General features: G+C 59.5%; 14 protein-coding genes and 1 tRNA gene. 12 read left to right on the forward strand and 3 right to left on the reverse strand.

The window, feature by feature from the left end; translation table 11 throughout:
• The first annotated feature begins 3 nt into the window (after window positions 1-3).
• The 5 genes from E0L29_RS09695 to E0L29_RS09715 all read left to right on the forward strand — a co-directional run bounded on the left by E0L29_RS09695 (window position 4) and on the right by E0L29_RS09715 (window position 5351).
• Window positions 4-762 (forward strand): lysophospholipid acyltransferase family protein, encoded by a 759-nt coding sequence (locus E0L29_RS09695; protein WP_131358285.1) that lies wholly within the window; start codon window positions 4-6, stop codon window positions 760-762.
• Window positions 763-780: 18 nt separating this feature from the next.
• Entirely contained in the window at window positions 781-1770 is a 990-nt protein-coding gene (locus E0L29_RS09700) for a regulatory iron-sulfur-containing complex subunit RicT (RefSeq protein WP_131358288.1), read from the forward strand.
• An 82-nt stretch (window positions 1771-1852) separates the two neighbouring features.
• Complete coding sequence (gene metG / locus E0L29_RS09705) at window positions 1853-3961, forward strand: methionine--tRNA ligase (RefSeq protein ID WP_131358291.1); 2109 nt, start codon at window positions 1853-1855, stop codon at window positions 3959-3961.
• 46 nt (window positions 3962-4007) lie between these two features.
• A tRNA-Met gene (locus E0L29_RS09710) sits at window positions 4008-4083 on the forward strand.
• A 20-nt stretch (window positions 4084-4103) separates the two neighbouring features.
• Window positions 4104-5351: a DUF1343 domain-containing protein gene (locus E0L29_RS09715; RefSeq protein ID WP_131358294.1), complete on the forward strand. Its 1248-nt coding sequence runs from the start codon at window positions 4104-4106 to the stop codon at window positions 5349-5351.
• A gap of 45 nt (window positions 5352-5396) precedes the next feature.
• Here the strand turns inward: E0L29_RS09715 and cfa are convergent, their stop codons facing one another.
• The 3 genes from cfa to E0L29_RS09730 all read right to left on the reverse strand — a co-directional run bounded on the left by cfa (window position 5397) and on the right by E0L29_RS09730 (window position 8391).
• On the reverse strand, window positions 5397-6515 hold the full coding sequence (cfa, locus tag E0L29_RS09720; RefSeq protein ID WP_131358297.1) for a cyclopropane fatty acyl phospholipid synthase: 1119 nt from the start codon (window positions 6513-6515) through the stop codon (window positions 5397-5399).
• Window positions 6516-6592: 77 nt separating this feature from the next.
• Complete coding sequence (locus E0L29_RS09725; RefSeq protein ID WP_131358300.1) at window positions 6593-7210, reverse strand: STAS domain-containing protein; 618 nt, start codon at window positions 7208-7210, stop codon at window positions 6593-6595.
• Between the two features lie 158 nt (window positions 7211-7368).
• Entirely contained in the window at window positions 7369-8391 is a 1023-nt protein-coding gene (locus E0L29_RS09730; protein ID WP_242664358.1) for a DUF481 domain-containing protein, read from the reverse strand.
• A gap of 175 nt (window positions 8392-8566) precedes the next feature.
• On the opposite strand from E0L29_RS09730, the gene E0L29_RS09735 reads away from it, so the two are divergent.
• The 7 genes from E0L29_RS09735 (at window position 8567) to E0L29_RS09765 (ending at window position 15980) form a co-directional block, all read left to right on the forward strand.
• Window positions 8567-8812 carry a hypothetical protein gene (locus E0L29_RS09735; protein ID WP_131358306.1) on the forward strand — a complete coding sequence of 82 codons (246 nt, stop codon included), beginning with the start codon at window positions 8567-8569 and terminating at the stop codon, window positions 8810-8812.
• A gap of 903 nt (window positions 8813-9715) precedes the next feature.
• Window positions 9716-9943, forward strand: a complete 228-nt coding sequence (locus E0L29_RS09740) for a helix-turn-helix transcriptional regulator (protein ID WP_131358309.1) — start codon at window positions 9716-9718, stop codon at window positions 9941-9943.
• 335 nt (window positions 9944-10278) lie between these two features.
• Window positions 10279-10734 carry a ParA family protein gene (locus E0L29_RS09745; RefSeq protein ID WP_131358312.1) on the forward strand — a complete coding sequence of 152 codons (456 nt, stop codon included), beginning with the start codon at window positions 10279-10281 and terminating at the stop codon, window positions 10732-10734.
• 232 nt (window positions 10735-10966) lie between these two features.
• On the forward strand, window positions 10967-11536 hold the full coding sequence (locus E0L29_RS09750; RefSeq protein ID WP_131358315.1) for a hypothetical protein: 570 nt from the start codon (window positions 10967-10969) through the stop codon (window positions 11534-11536).
• A gap of 57 nt (window positions 11537-11593) precedes the next feature.
• Complete coding sequence (locus E0L29_RS09755) at window positions 11594-14011, forward strand: polysaccharide biosynthesis tyrosine autokinase (protein WP_131358318.1); 2418 nt, start codon at window positions 11594-11596, stop codon at window positions 14009-14011.
• Window positions 13956-15443, forward strand: a complete 1488-nt coding sequence (locus E0L29_RS09760) for an undecaprenyl-phosphate glucose phosphotransferase (RefSeq protein ID WP_131358321.1) — start codon at window positions 13956-13958, stop codon at window positions 15441-15443. The genes E0L29_RS09755 and E0L29_RS09760 overlap by 56 nt, the downstream gene beginning before the upstream one ends.
• Before the next feature lie 66 nt (window positions 15444-15509).
• Window positions 15510-15980, forward strand: a complete 471-nt coding sequence (locus E0L29_RS09765; RefSeq protein ID WP_131358324.1) for a hypothetical protein — start codon at window positions 15510-15512, stop codon at window positions 15978-15980.
• Window positions 15981-16094 lie beyond the last annotated feature (114 nt).

The raw sequence follows: 16094 nt of genomic DNA on the forward strand, positions 1-16094 counted from the left end.
CGGATGCTGAAGGTCCGTCGCAGCCGTCTGTATACGCTCTGGTTCGGCTGGTACTCCCGCCGGCAGTTCAGGCGGTTCTTCAGCTCCCTGAGGGTGTTCATGGATCCCGAAACTCCCCGGATGGAGAGGGGAGTGCCCGTCATCTTCCACGGCAACCACGCCTACTGGTGGGACGGGTTCTGGTCGCAGCTGCTGACGGAGACCTACTTCTGCCAGAACCTCCACATCATCATCGAGGAGCGCCAGCTCCGGCAGCACCCCTTCTTCACCCGCCTCGGCGCATTTTCGCTCAACCGCGATAGTGCGCAGAGCGCAGCCCGCACCCTCGCCTACGCGGCCGAGCTGCTCTCGGCGCCCTCCCGCCGCCAGCCGGCCCTCTGGGTCTTCCCGCAGGGCCGGCTCGAGCATGTGGACCGCCGTCCCTTGGGCTACTTCCGGGGAACCGCCTCGATAGCCCAGAGGGTGCTCAGGGAGCGCGAGAGCATTTACCTTGTTTCAGTTGTCAGTCGGATTGAATATCTTGAAGAACAGAAACCTGAGCTGTTCTTGTCGCTGGGGCCGCCGCAGAAGCTTTCCCGAGACACCTTCCCCGGGACGGAGCGCCTCACCTCGATGATGGAGCATGAGGATGCGGCACGGCTGGACATGCTCAAACAGACTATCATGGACCGTTCGCTCGCTGCGGCCGAGACCCTCGTACAGGGCAGGCCGTCGATAAACCGGCGGGTCGAAGCATGGAAGCGCATGCTGCGTTTCCGATAGAGGAGTGGAGCAAGGATTATGAGTAATGTGGTATGCAGCTGTCTTCGGGGCGAGAACGCCAAGGTCAGGCTGCGGCTTTCGCAGCTCCTGCACGAAGAGGTTGAAGTGCTGTACGGCGATTCGAACGAGGATGTGCACGGCGACATCTGCGAGGTCGAGCTTGCCGGTTGTCTGAGGGAGTTCTTCCTGAACAATACCGCCGTCCCGCTCGATGTCGGCCAGGAGGTCATCGTCGAGTCGGACGGTGGCTACGACTTCGGCACCGTCTATTCGACCGGCCGGATCGCCCGCAAGAAATTCGTCCTCAAGGGGCTCGAGAAGAAAACCGAGCCCCGGCCGGTGATCCTCCGCCTTGCCACTCCCGAGGACCGGGAGACGCTTCTCCAGGTGATGAAGAAACAGGATGAGATCCGCGAGGTCTGCACGGCGAAGGTCAGGCGCCACGGGCTCGACATGAAGCTTGTCGACGTCGAGCTCCGCATGGACCAGCAGAAGCTCTCCATCTACTACACCTCCGCGCACCGCGTCGATTTCCGCAACCTCGTCCGAGACCTTGCCGGAGAGTTCCGCGCCCGTATCCAGATGGTGCAGATCACGACGCGCGAGGAGGCCCGGCGCGCCAACGCCTATGGCCCCTGCGGCTGCCTGCTCTGCTGCTCGAGCTGGCTGCAGAAGATCCACGCCAACCCGTTCGCCGACAAGGTTCATGCGCCCGAGGGCGGCTCCTGTGAGAGCCACTCCTTCAACATTACCGGCATCTGCAACAAGACGAAGTGCTGCCTGGGGTTCTCCGGCAACGATTCGGCCGAGCGTTCAGCACGCGGCCCGCATATGCCCGTTCCCGGTACGCCGCTTTCGACTCCCGACGGCCCGGCAGTCGTGGAGAGCGTCGACCAGGAAAAGAAGGTCGTATGGATCGTCTACGAGCAGGGCTCGCGCAAGCGCCGGCTTTCTTTCGAGCGCTTCAATTCGATGTTCGCGAAGAAGCGGGAGCGCCGTTCCTCGTGATTTTTCCCGGGGCGGCCCTGGCATCGACAGCCCGGCCGCTTCAAGTGCCAGCAACCACCAATCGTCATTTCCATACGTTTTCATGGCCCAGTTCAAGCGAACGCTCGTCACCACCGCCCTTCCTTACGCAAACGGACCCGTCCATCTCGGCCACCTCGCCGGCGTCTATCTGCCTGCCGATCTCTATGTCCGCCACAAACGCCTGAAGGGCGAGGAGGTCCTGCACATCGGCGGTTCCGACGAGCATGGGGTGCCGATCACCATTACGGCCGAGAAGGAGGGCGTGACCCCGGCGGACGTCGTGGAGCGCTACCACAGGATGAACCTCGAGGCATTCACCAGGTGCGGCATTTCGTTCGACTGCTACGGCCGCACTTCATCGGAGCGCCACCACGAGACCGCACAGGAGTTCTTTGTTGAGCTCGAGCGGAAGGGCATTTTCACCCGCAGGACCGAGAAGCAGTTCTACGACGCCGCAAGCGGCCGGTTCCTTTCCGACCGCTACGTCGTCGGCACCTGCCCCATCTGCGGCAGCCCGGAGGCCAGCGGCGACCAGTGCGAGCAGTGCGGTACGCATCTCAGCCCGACGGAGCTGATAGAGCCCAAAAGCAAGCTTTCCATGGCCACACCCGAGCTGCGCGACACCCTCCACTGGTACTTTCCGCTGGGCCGTTTCCAGGAGGCGCTCGAGGCTTTCGTCAGCTCCCACGAGGACGACTGGAGGCCGAACGTGCTCAACTACACCCGCACCTGGCTCAATGCGGGGCTCAACGACCGCGCCATCACGCGCGACCTCGGCTGGGGAATCAGGGTGCCGCTCGATGAGGCGGAAGCCGCCGGCAAGGTCCTCTACGTCTGGTTCGACGCCGTCCTCGGCTACATCTCCTTCACCAGGGAGTGGGCCGAGCGCGAGGGCGACCGGGAGCTCTGGCGGCACTGGTGGCAGGATCCCGAAACCCGCCTCGTACAGTTCATCGGCAAGGACAACGTGGTGTTCCATACCCTCATGCTGCCGGCCATCCTGATGGGCTGGAACGAGGGGCGCAGCGAAGGGCGCTACAACCTCGTCGACAATGTGCCCGCCTCCGAGTTCATGAACTTCGAGGGGCGCAAATTCTCCAAGTCGCGCAACTACGCCGTCTACCTCGGCGAGTTCCTCCAGAAGTTCCCGGCCGACACGCTCCGCTACAGCATCGCCATGAACTATCCCGAGAACAAGGACAGCGATTTCAGCTGGACCGATTTCCAGAACCGTACCAACGGCGAGCTTGCCGATACGCTCGGCAACTTCATCAAGCGCTCCGTGGACTTCACCAACTCGCGTTTCGAGGGCCAGGTGCCCCACCAGTGCACGATCGAGGAGTGGGAGGGGATCGGCGTCGACTGGTACGCCCTCCAGAGCCAGCTTGATTCGGCCTACGAAGGGTTCCATTTCCGTGAGGCCGCCACGATCTCGATGGACGTTGCGCGTGCGGCCAACCGCTTCCTGACCGCCGCAGAGCCATGGAAGGCGATCAAGAGCGACCCTGACGCCGCAGCGAGGACCATGGCGCTTTCGCTCAACCTCTGCCATGCGCTCTCCATCCTGTTCTACCCGGTCATTCCCGAAACCTGCGACCGGATCCACCGCATGCTCGGCTTCAAGGGCGGCGTCGACGGCCTTGTACGGAAAGGCGAGCCCATCCTCGGGACCCTGCTCGAGCCCGCTCTTTCGAAGGGCCACCCTCTCAGCGGAGAGTCCGAAATCCTCTTCACGAAGATCGAGGACAAGGAGATCGAGCCGGAACTCAGGAAGATCGAGGCGCTCGTCCGCGAGGCGGAAGCGCGGGAGGCCGGAGCAACCGAACAAAAAATGCAGTTCAAGCCCACGATCGAGTTCGATGATTTCCAGAAAGTCGACCTCCGCGCCGCCACCGTCACCGCGGCCGAAAAGGTGAAGAAGGCCTCCAAGCTCCTCAAGCTGCAGGTGCAGGTGGGTTCGAGCACCCGCCAGGTGCTTGCCGGCGTGGCCGAGCACTACGCTCCCGAGGAGATGGTCGGCAGGAACGTGCTGCTTGTGGCCAACCTCGCGCCGCGCACCATCCGCGGAGAGGTTTCCGAAGGAATGCTGCTCGCCGTCGAGGGCGAAGGGGGGAGACTCTACATGGTAGAACCGCAGGGAGAAAAAATAAATGGACAAAGTGTGCAATAAAGATTTGGAAATGTCGCCGGATTCCGTACATTGTATGCACAAACACCGTGGGGTGGAGCAATTGGTAGCTCGTCGGGCTCATAACCCGAAGGTTGCAGGTTCAAGTCCTGTCCCCACCACCAGGCAAAAGCCGGTTCCCGATATGGAGAACCGGCTTTTTTGCGTTGGGTGGTTCCCTCCGGCCCTCCTGCTCCTGCTTTCCCTCTTGTTTCTTTCCCTTCCTGCACCCCTTTCGGCTGCAGGCCGTCCGCCCGTTGCCGATTCCTGCCGGTTCTCCACCGGCCTCGACCGGCTGGAGCGTGAGGGCTGCGGGGAGCTTCTCGGGATGCGGGTCGGACTCGTCACCAATCTTGCCGCCCGGACCCGGAGCGGGGAGGCAGGGTATGCCATGATGCTGCGCCACGGCGTACGGCTCCGGTGGCTCATGGCGCCCGAGCATGGCTTCAGGGTGGACGTCGGGGCCGGCAAGGCGGCCGGCGGCACCCTGCTCGGCGACAGCCTGCGGGTCCATTCGCTCTACGGCGCCACGAAGACGCCCGACCTGCGCCTGCTCCGCCAGGTCGACATCGTCGTCTTCGACCTGCAGGACGTCGGCGTGCGCTGCTACACCTACCTTTCGACCATGAAGAACGTCATGCTCGCCTGCCGGCGCACCGGCACGCCCTTCATGGTGCTCGACCGCCCGAACCCCATCGCTCCGCTCGGGCGCGGAGGGTTCATGCTCGAGCCCTCCCGGGCCTCTTTCGTCGGGGCCGAGAACGTCCCGTTCGTCCACCGGATGACGCTCGGCGAGCTGGCGCTCCTCATCCGCCGCCGCCACGCGCCGGAGCTCGACCTCAGGGTCGTTACGATGCAGGGATGGCGGCGTGAGCGCTTCGGCGACGAACTTCCGGGATTCCGGTTCCGGAGCCCTTCGCCCAATATCAGCGATATGGAAACGGCCGTCGCCTATCCTGCGACGGTGCTGATCGAAGCCACCGCCTTCAGCGAAGGCCGCGGGACGTCCCGTCCCTTCCTGCAGTTCGGCGCCCCCTTCGCCGACGGCCGGGCCCTTGCCCGAACGCTCAACGCCTCCGGCCTTCAGGGCGTACGTTTCCGCGAGGCCTCCTTCACCCCGTCCTCCGGGAAGTGGGCGGGGGAGCGGTGCCGCGGCGTGCGTCTTTCCATTACCGACCGCAGCCTCTTCGACCCCTTCGCCACCCAGGTCGCCATCCTCCATGCCCTCCATTCCTCCTATCCCCGGCGGCTCGGGATCCGGAGCGGGTTCTTCGACCGGCTTGCCGGCACCGACCGGCTCCGTCTGATGCTGCTCTCCGGCGAGACACGCGCGTCGATCACGGCCGCCGCCGGGAGAGATCGGGAGGCATTCAGTCCTGCACTGCTCTACTGAGCCGCATTGTCGTTTTCCCCTGCTGTCGCCTTCCCCCTGCTTTCTTCATCGCGGCACCGTCCGCCCTCCCTCGATGCCGCTTTTCGAGAGCAGTACCTGCCAGAGCTGGTCGTAGCGTGCCCGGAACGCTCCGGCGAAGGAGAGGAGGTAGTAGTTCCACATCCTCCGGAATGTTTCCGTATAGCTTTTGCCGAGCTCCGGCCAGGCCTCTTCGAAGTTCCTGTGCCATGCCATGAGCGTGCGGTCGTAGTCCGGGGAGAAGACGTGCCAGTCCTCGAGCATGAAACGCCCTTCACAGGCACTCGTGATCTGGGTTGCGGAGGGGAGCATCGAGTTGGGGAAGATGTACTTCTCGCTCCAGGGATCGCCGTGCGTGCAGGTCCGGTTGCTGCCGATGGTGTGCAGGAGGGTGAGCCCGTCTTGGCCGAGGCAGCGGTCCACGGTCTCGAAGTAGGCGGGGTAGTTGCGGTAGCCGACATGCTCGAACATGCCGATCGAGTAGATCCGGTCGAACGTCCCGCGGACGTTCCGGTAGTCCATGAGCTCTATTCTGACCGGCAGTCCCCGGCAGCGCTCTTCGGCGAGCCGCTGCTGTTCGCGTGAGATCGTGACGGCCGTCACCTCCGCCCCGTAGTGCTCGGCGGCGAAGCGGGCCGCTCCTCCCCATCCGCAGCCGATGTCGAGGAGGCGCATGCCGGGGCGCAGGTCGAGCTTGTCGAAGACGAGCCGGAGCTTGTGCTCCTGCGCCTCTTCGAGGGAGCCGGCGTCCTTCCAGTAGCCGCAGCTGTAGATCATGCGGCTGTCGAGCATGCGGCCGAAAAGGTCGTTGCCGATGTCGTAGTGCCTTCTGGCGACGCTGCGGGAGCGTTTCTCGGTCTGGAGGTTCAGGAGCCTGGCGGCGAGGGTTTCGAGGAGGTTCTCCCGGCGCGAGATCTTTTTTTCGATCCCGTGGCGGAGCACGCGATAGAAGAATTCATCAAGGGCGCGACACTCCCACCATCCTTCCATGTAGGACTCGCCGGCACCGAGATGTCCCTGTGTAAAGACTCTCCGGTAGAAGCGCTCGTCATGGACGGTGATGTCCCAGGGTTGCGCTCCGTTCAGGCTCACTCCCGCCGGAGCGAGCAGTTCCTCCAACCGGTTCCGGAAATAGGAATCCCCCATGGCGTGCCCCTCCTTTCAGGCGGCTGCTCGGGGGAAGTGGTTCAGTCTGGTTTTGTGTTCGCGGTGCACTCGGCCGTTCAGGCCCGGGTGCTTTTGCTGCCGTTTGCCCGGATGGTGTTTCCGCCGCTCCCTTTCGGCCTTCCGCGTTTCTTGGCGGGCGGTTTCTCCGCCGGCTTTCCGCCCTCATCTTCATCGTCGTCGTCCATGCACCGGTCCATGAACTCATCGTCCTCGATCGCTTCAGCGCCGATAGCCTCATCATCGAGTTCGTCGAGATCCTCACCGGTGTCCTCATCCGTGCCGTCGAAGTCGGAGGCTTTCTGTTTTCCCTTTGCGCCGCGGCGGGTTTTCATGGCCGGTTCCACAAGGGTCATGACCTCGTTGATCGAAGAGAAGATGTAGAGCTGCTTGTCGAGGCTGGTGAGCTTGAGCAGGTCCTTGATCTGCTGGCAGAGGGCTACGAAGATGGCAAGGCCGTGGGCCTTGTTGGCGAGCTGGTGGGTGAGAAGGATGGAGCTGATTCCGCAGGAGTCGATGGCCTTGACCTGGTTGAAGTCGACGATGAGGTTGGTGCTCCCGCCGTCTATCAGCTCCTCGATGGTCGTCTGGTAGGCCTTGCCGTGCCGGAAATCAAAGACCTGCTCCTCGATTTTCAGAATGGTGAGTTCCTTGCGGTTCGTTACTGAGTGCTTCATTGTAAATTCCTACGATAATAACTGTAAGATATTACGGGTAGAACCTGTTGTACCTCTTTTGCCGGAATGAGGGTCTCCACACTGGGCTTCAAAATCATTATAGGCAAAAAATCCACACGCAAAGAATTTTTTTTACGCGCTGAAACTCCCGCGGCTCCCTACCAGTCGTAGCCGAACTTCAGCCGGTAGGTGAGATCCCAGGGATCGATGCCGGCCGCCGAGTCTCCGCTGTAGTCGGCCTGGAGCTCCGCGCTGGTGCTGAAGCCTCCCTTGATGGGGACCTTCATGCCGGTCCACGTGTCGAGGACGACGCCGCTGAGGCTATTGACGTTCACGAGGCCTTTCTGGCGGTGGTAGAAGGTGATGGCGTCGGTCCAGAGCCGGTGGCTGAAGTCGACCGACCAGGAGCCGGCCATGTAGTTGTTGTCGGGTTCGGCCGTGAAGCGCTCGGTGACCAGGTCGGTACCAAGTTCGGTGCTGAGCCTTGTTTCGGGAGTGCGGATGAACTGCAGGCCGAGGTACGGGCCGCCGGCGAAGCGGAGGTCGAGACCGGCGATGCGGTCGGTCTTGAAGTCGACCTTCAGGCCGTAGTAGCGGAGGGGGGTGGCGATGTAGTCGTATTTTGCCTGTACGTACCACCTGTCGTTCGTCGTCTCGCGATCGGTCGTGTCGTATTCAAGTTCTCCCGACAGCCTCAGGCGGTGGCGGCGGTGGCGCCACTCCATTCTCGTATCGACGTCGGCTTCGTCCGAACGGGTGTTGCCCCGGTCGATGTTCAGCGAGAGCGCGGCCTCTCCCTTGAAGAGGTAGCCGTCGCCGGTCACCCAGGCTTCGGGGTTGATCTGCGATACCGGAGCCGAGCCGGCCTGCACGAGCAGTGCGCTTTGCTCTATCCTGCCGTCTTCAAGCAGGATCTTCATGGGTTTGTCGGTCGCGACCTCCCGAACCTCGCTCCATGCGATAGGAACGGTGCCGGCATAACCGGTATCGAGCCGGAGCACGCCGCCCTCCATCTTCACGACCGTGCCGCTCAGCCGGTCGCCGTTCTTGATCAGGACGCTGTCGGCCAGGGCGCTGCCGGTCGTGGCGGCAAGCAGCAGGGTGGAAAGGATCGAAAAGCACAGGGTGCGACGAAAGGAGATGCGTGCGGGAGGGCGAAATGGAGGCGTCGGGTGGTTCAAGGTCGAAGTTCCGGTCGGGGGTTGCATAAAACGGGGGCAACCTAACTCCTTTTTCCCTAAAGCGCAAATTTCCCCCCACTTCCGCCAGTTTCCCGGCGGGCATGCTGTTGCAATGGTTGCGGGGATTTCGTTAATTAAGGCTTCCTTGTTTTCCATCACGTAACCAGCCTTCCCCATGCAGACCATATACGCCGACGGCATCGCCAACATCACGCTCATCGACGGAGTCATCCGGATGGACCTCGTCAACGTCACCAAAATCGAGGACCAGCAGGCCAGCGCCCGCCCCGTGGCCGCCGTGGCCATGTCCATGCAGGGCATGCTTCGTACCCACGACCAGCTCGGCAAGGCGATCGAGAAGATGGTCGCCGACGGCATCCTTACGAAGAACGAGCCGCAGGAGCCGGCTGGCGGCAAGTAATCGCCGCGTTCCGCACTTCTGAACGGTAACGGGCTCCCTTCCGGGGGCCCTCTTGTTGATCTTCCCTCCCTGCCGCCAGGCGCCCCCTCTCCACCCTCTGCACCGTACAACCATCTCATTCGGTTCGCCCCTCCGTCATTTTCGCTCTCCTGCAGATGCGTATGGTACTGCCATTGTCCGATATCAGCTCCTATACTATCGAGAGGTCGTCCCGGAAAAGAGTCGTGGACGACCGTATTGATATCGGTACTTGTCTGCATGTTGAGTTTTTAGTAAAAAACGGACGCACGGCCCATGCTCTGTGCCGGGGCGGAAGCCTGTATCTCATACTGTGGAGGGTGTATAGTCTGGAGAGGTTCTGATATGGGTTTCCGTAGGGTTTCACTGTAATGGCGCAATTATTCCTATCCAGCAGTGATGCATGGGGTCGAACATCGTCTCCTATAGCAGTTTCTGTTATATCTTTTGGTCTGGAGGTGTGGTTTGCTTGTGTTGCCGCTCCGATTTGGCCGTAGTATTCCCTTGATGCAAAGCAAGGCGTGACTGATCTGGGCATGCGGTGTAGGTGGGAGCCTGTTACAGTCCCTGTTTTGTTTTATCTCATTTTTTTGACGCTTTCTATGGGTATTCGTCGGGCTTTATGTTTTTCTTCCGTTTTCCACTATAAAATGAAGCGCTTTAGGATGCAAAAAGCACTCTACGGAGTGCAGTGTAATCGCAACGCACCTTATAGAGTGTGGTGCGGCAGCGTTTCTGTCTCTATACTGTTGCTCAAATCATTACGGGGAAATGCGTCGGATTTTCTGTTGTCGCACATCCTCGGGTGCAAGACTTCTGGATGTGTCTCAGAGTGGCGAAGCTATTGGAGAAATAATCGACGTTACAATAAGTAAGGATGATGCGATGCTCGCATTACAGCTCGGCAGAAACATCCGGGCAGAGCGCTCACGGAACGGATGGAGTCAGGAGCGCCTGGCCGAAGAGTCGAGGCTGCACAGGACCTATGTCGGCGTCATCGAGAGGGGGGAGAAGAGGATTACCGTCTGCAATTGCAAAAAAATTGCCTGTGCCCTTGGATTGCCTCTCTGGGAGCTCATTCGCATGAGCGAGGAAAATGGTTTGTCAGAATAGACAGATGCCCCCGTCCGCAGTGTAATCCCCCTGACCCCCGTCCACCAATCGTTTTTTTTGTATTCAGCCTGATGGCGTCCCGTGAGGGGCGGCGGCGGAGCCTTGTCCACTCGGAGGGGTTCCTCTCCAGTCTTTTTTTTCGGTGCCGTTTCTGATCCTGACCCCCCACCCCCAACCCCAGCCCAATCGCAATTTTTTTTGATGATTTCGTGGCCTGCCGCAATCAAGCTGCCGCTTAGCCGGGAGCCATCTTCATGAGTTGTGATCCGGCTGTCGCCCTGGCGGTCCTCTCTGTTGGCGGAGATGGGTGTGAGGCGTACCGGATCGCAACTGCCATGTTGCGAGCGGGTGTTTCGACGATGCTGGTGCGCCTGGGAGCGTCCGCTCATGGCGCCCCATGCTCCGGGGTGGACGAGATGGCTTTGTGTTGCTGCTCCGAGGCTTCATCGCTGGGTTTGTGCCTGGATGAGGCCCGCAACCGATGCCGCTGCATCTTCGTCGAGAGTTCCGGCTCCATTTCCGACGATGTGCGCACGAGGGTCCTGTGCGCGGTGGATTCCGTGCTCATCACGGTCGATGCGTCCGAGCCGTTGTTCGCAGAGACGGGCCGGCTGCTTGCCGCCATCGCCGAGGTGCGCAGGGCGTCGAACCCGGAACTCGCCTTCCGGGGCGCTTTGATTACTTCGTATGATGAGCGCCTCAGTGAGAACCGGCGCAACGCCTCGAGCGTCAGGAGTATTTTCGGTGGCAGTGTGTTCAGCACCCGTATCCGGGGAGTGTACGACGAATAGGGCTATGCGGCCCTGGCCGATGAGCTGTCGCTCCAGCTGAGGATCCGCCGGCAACACTTTTTTTTGCATCAAGCCTGATGGCGTTTCGTAAAGGGCTGGGGCTGAGCCTTGTCTGTTCTGGGGTATCACCTCTTTGTCTTTACGCAGTGCCGTTTCGGCCTCTCGCCTCGGGGCGTCGGCGCTTCTCAGCTCAACGTCCCGATATGTGATAACAATCATAGCCCCGTATGCCATGAACACAAACTTGAAGAAGATCGTCGCAGCGTGCCTGCTCATGCAGATGGTCCTTTCGCCATTCATTGCCCTGAGTGTCCGGGCTGAATCCTATCCGTCGGCCCTCTACGATTCTCCGTCAAGGAGTTACGCCCCCTATGCACAGCAGGGTCGCCAGCAGGCCATGCCGAGCTATGGCATGCCGCTTGACACCTATTTCCCTGATGACATGGGCAACATCCTTATGTATGTCAACGTTCTCGGTGAAGTCTATAAGCCCGGTCAGCATATCGTCAGGCAGGATTCCGATGTTTCCACGGTGCTTTCCCTTGTGGGTGGAGCCAAGGAGGATGCCAACCTGAAAAAGGCCAAGATCATGCGTTACAAGCCGGATGAGAATGGCCGCCAGGTGTATGGCGTCAACCTGCAGGACTACCTGGACAAGGGCGATCGGACGCAGTTCGTCGAACTGAAGCCGAGCGATACCATCGTGATCCCGAAAAAGAAAGGGATCGATGGCAACATGGCGCTCAGGATCGCCGGCCTCATCGTATCGGTTGCCAGCGTCTTCGCCATCGTCAACGACTGATGCGCGCACTACCCAGCCCCTCGATTCTCAACCCCCAACCCCCTTCCACTCTTAGCGATGCATAACGACTCCAGGCCGCTGCAGAAGGAGATCAATATTTCTGAAATCCTGGGGATCCTCTGGCAGCGGAGGGGTCTCATGGGTTCCGTCATGGCGGTGGCGCTTCTCCTGGCCCTGCTTGCGCACTTTTCAGCCACTCCGGAATATCGGCCTTCTTCGATCGTGCTGATCAAAACGGACAAGAGCAGTGCGACGGCAGAAAAATTCCTCGATCCTTTCGGCTCGCTGGCCGGGGTTTCGATCGAAAACGACATTGAGCTGCTGAAGTCCTTTCCTCTTGCCGAAGCGGCAATCCGGAGCCTCTATTACTCAAACGATCGCAAGCCGCTCGAACTGTTCGCAGAGCGCGAATTCGTCCCGAAGGCCTTCATGCCGTTTCGATGGATGAAGAGATCGGGGGGGGGCGAGGAGCCCCAGATGAGCGAAGAGCAGCTCATTCGGAAATACGCGGGTGCTTTGCAAAAACGGATCATGGTCGCAAACAGCCGCGACACCGATATTCTCGACGTCTCCGTTTCAAGCCCGTTTGCTGACGAGTCGGCCGTGCTGACCAACGCGCTCTGCAGGGCGTATGTGAATAAGGATATCGAGTGGAACGCCGACCAGGCCCTGCAGGTCAAGGGGTTTGTGAGCGAGCAGCTCGTTGAGCAGCAGGCGGAGATCCGGGCGACGGACGAGCGTCTTTCCGCCTACATGAAGCAGAAGAACATCTATGAGCTTACCGGCAACGCAGAGAACCTGCTGCAGAAGCTTGTCGAGGCGGAATCCCGCTACAATGACGCACTCTCGGAATACAACATTCTCAAAAAAAGGCAGGAGTACATCACCCGCAAGCTCTCGGACGAGGAGAGGGCTTTTTCGGCGAAGGTGTCGCGCAATATCGATCGGCAGGCCCAGGAGCTCAAGACCCGGATACGGCAGGAGGAGACGGGCATAATCGGGCAGGTGGCGGCGACGGATATGAAAAAACAGGAGCTCGCGGCCCTCAAGCAGCGGCTCCGGGAGCTTACCCGCAACGCCATGGCCGGCGAGCTCGCCTTTTCCAACAAGGCACGCCAGTTCCAGTTCGACCTGATTTCCGAGCAGCTCCAGACCGAGATCCGCCTTGCCGAGCTCAGCTACATCGCCGACGAGTACAAGCGCTCCAAGGACTATTACGACGCCCAGCTCAACAAGCTGCCCCAGAAGCAGCTTGAGTATGCCCGTTTGCAGCGTGACCGCGAGGTGCAGAGCAATACCTATACCTTCCTGAAGGGAAAACTGGAGGAGTCGCGCATACAGATCGCCTCGGAGGTCGGAAAGGTTGTCGTCGTCGGGCCGGCATATCCGCCCGAGAGGCCGGTTGCACCGAGCCTGCGCAAAACCCTGCTTGTCGCATTGATGCTTGGATTGGGCGTAGGGGGAGCGTTGGTCCGCCTGCTCGAGGCCCAGGACAATTCCCTTCGGGACGATACGTTCCTCACTGAGCACGGGTTCATAACCCTTGCCACCATCCCGTACGTTGCTCCGGACGAAAGCGCAGGGATACCTGAAAGCCTGAGGAAAAAGATCGCGGGTATCTCGGCCGCATTGCCGGGGTTGCTGGGCCGCAGCTACGCCAAAGGCAAGGCGAAAACCCCGCCCGACGGGGGGGCACCGGTTGCGGATGGCGTTTCGGCGCTCAACGGCACCTCGCCTGCCAACCCCTTCGTGCTCATGGCCGGGCAGCTCTCCTCGCATCTTGCCGAGTCGTTCCGGGACCTGCGCACCAACATCATCTTTTCCCGTGCCGACAGCGAACTCAACTCCATCCTGGTCACCGGCACCAGCATCGGCGAAGGCAAGTCGACCGTCGCGCTGAACCTCGCCTTTTCCTTCGCCCTGATCGGCAAGAAGGTGCTGGTCGTCGACTGCGACCTCCGTCGACCAGCCCAGCACAGGATCGCCAGTGTCCCGCGTTCTCCCGGCCTCTCCAATTACCTGACGGGGGTGTCATCTGAGGTGTCCGGCCTGATCAAGGCAACGGCATTGCATGAACGTCTCTTTATCCTGCCGGCGGGGAGAAAAAGCCCCAATCCAAACGAACTGCTCGGATCGAACAAGATGGCAGAGCTGCTCCGCCAGCTTGAGAGTGACTGGGACATGGTCATCATAGACTCGCCGCCGGCGGTCATGCTGAGCGACGCCGCGATCCTGTCGAGATCTGCCGACGCCATCCTGATGGTTGCCCGCATAGGCCATAGCCAAAGATCCTTGCTCAGGGAGGCGATGGCGACCGATTTCGTCAAGAAGGCCTGCCTTGGCGTGGCGGTCATCGGTCCGCAGGACCCGAGCGGTTACGGCCGCTACCACGGAAGGTACGGCTATAACGGGTATAACCATGCCGAGCCTTCTGCTGCAGAAGAGCGTGAGGTGGCCGGCAACGTGTTGCGCTGAACCGGCCCGTATTCCCATCATCGTACATCACCATACCGTTCTTCCCGACATGCTCCACCTGAGACCCAACCGGTCTGTCTATATCGCGATCCTGAGGGTTTCCGATATAGTCGCTCCGGTATCCCTGCTCTACCTGCTTTCCTTGTTGCTTGCAAGGAGGTGGAGTATCGAGTATGCAGTGCTCGGAATCGGTTCCGGCCTTCTCTTCAGTGTACAGAGCCATCTGTACGGGGCTTACGGCAACTGGAGGGGCCGCTCCATAGCCGAGAGCCTGACCATCGTGCTGAAGGCATGGGCGGCAACTTTTATTCTTCTTGTCGTAACCCTCTTTCTTTTGAAGGTATCCCACACCTTTTCCCGTGTGCTTATTCTGTCGTGGAGCGTTGCCAGCATCTTCATGTTCATGCTTGAACGATATCTTCTACGGGTTCTCCTCAAGTACATCTACAGCAAGGGCATCAACATCCGTCGTGTTGCCATTGTCGGTTCAGGCCGGTCCGCCAGGCACCTGGAAGAAGTGTTCGCTGAGCACCCTCAGCTTGGCTACAAGCTTATCGGCTATTATGATGAAGAACATGCGTGTAGTTCGGCTGAATTGCTCCGCTCCCCGAGGCTCGGCGGGCTCGACGATATCAGCACCAATGCTTCTTCGTACGACATCCACGAACTCGTCATAACGCTGCCGTTGGCAGAAAATGGGCCAGTGCCTGCAATGCTGGATCAGTTGACCAGCACCACCCTTGTCGTCAAATACGTCCCGGACATGTTTGTGGCCGAATGCATCCATTCTAAATGGAGCACCCTCAAGGGGCTTCCCGTCATCAGCATCTTTGACTCACCGATGAGTTCCAACATGACGAGGACCCTCAAACGAGCCGAAGACATCCTGCTTTCAAGCATTATTCTGCTTTTCATCTGGCCGGTTATGCTCCTTATTGCCATTGGTGTCAAGCTCAGTTCGCCCGGGCCAGTGTTCTACAAGCAAACGCGTATTGGATGGAACGGCCAGCCGTTTACCATGCTCAAGTTTCGATCAATGCCTGTTGATTTGGAAGCAAACGGGACTGAATGGGGCAAATCGAACGTAAAGGAAAAGACCCCTTTCGGGCAATTCATCCGATCGACCAGTCTTGATGAGCTCCCTCAGTTCATCAATGTCTTTTTTGGCGACATGTCCATCGTCGGGCCGCGGCCCGAACGAGATATTTATATCGAAAAAATCAGCAGCGAAGTTCCCAAATACATGCAGCGGCATATGGTCAAAGCCGGTATTACTGGACTTGCCCAGGTGAACGGCTGGAGGGGGGATACCTGCCTGAAAAAAAGGGTTGAACTGGATCTCCACTACATCTCAAACTGGTCGATTTGGCTGGATATGAAGATCATCTTCCTGAGCACCTTCAAGGGGTGGGTACATAAGAATGCGTATTGACGTCTTTAGGGAGTGTGGTTGTGGCGAAGTGAATTCCTTAGTTAGGGCGACTACGGAGTTTCTGTCTTGAATAAGACTGAATTGGCCGAATCTAGTCTGTCGCGGATCATATCTGGTGGCATGGCTACTTGGGCTCGCGTAGGAGTTACAGTGATTACCCAGGTCGCTTTGGTTCCACTTTATCTGTCGAAGTGGGATATCAAGATTTTTGGCGCATGGCTCCTTCTTCAGGCGGTCTGGTCAACCGTAAGCGTTGTCGATTTGGCTCATCATGACTATGTGGGGTATGAATGTCTTCGACTCGGTCCTGAGCGCCGGGCTGATATAGGTAGAATCATTCTCTCTGCAGTTCCGGTTGCAGTGTTGATCGCCTTGTGGGATTTGCTGTTAGTTTTTCTGTTGAGTCGTGAAGGGTTTGTTATGGGGTGGATTGGCTATGATGCACAGCTGTTTGTTCAATGGCGATCAGCATTGTTATTGCAGGCCTTTACAGGGCTTTTTACTGTTAGCCTTGGAGGATTAGTTAGGGCTTGCTGAATAATGGCCAAATCATTCTATAGCAATGAATTAAGCGGTATTTTCCGTATCTTGAGTGCAAGGAAAAGCCTTAAAAAGCCCCAAAAACCTTGCACCTCGATACCGCCGATTCAT

This window comes from Chlorobium sp. N1 (genome assembly GCF_004332115.1).
Taxonomy (GTDB): Bacteria; Bacteroidota; Chlorobiia; order Chlorobiales; family Chlorobiaceae; genus Chlorobium.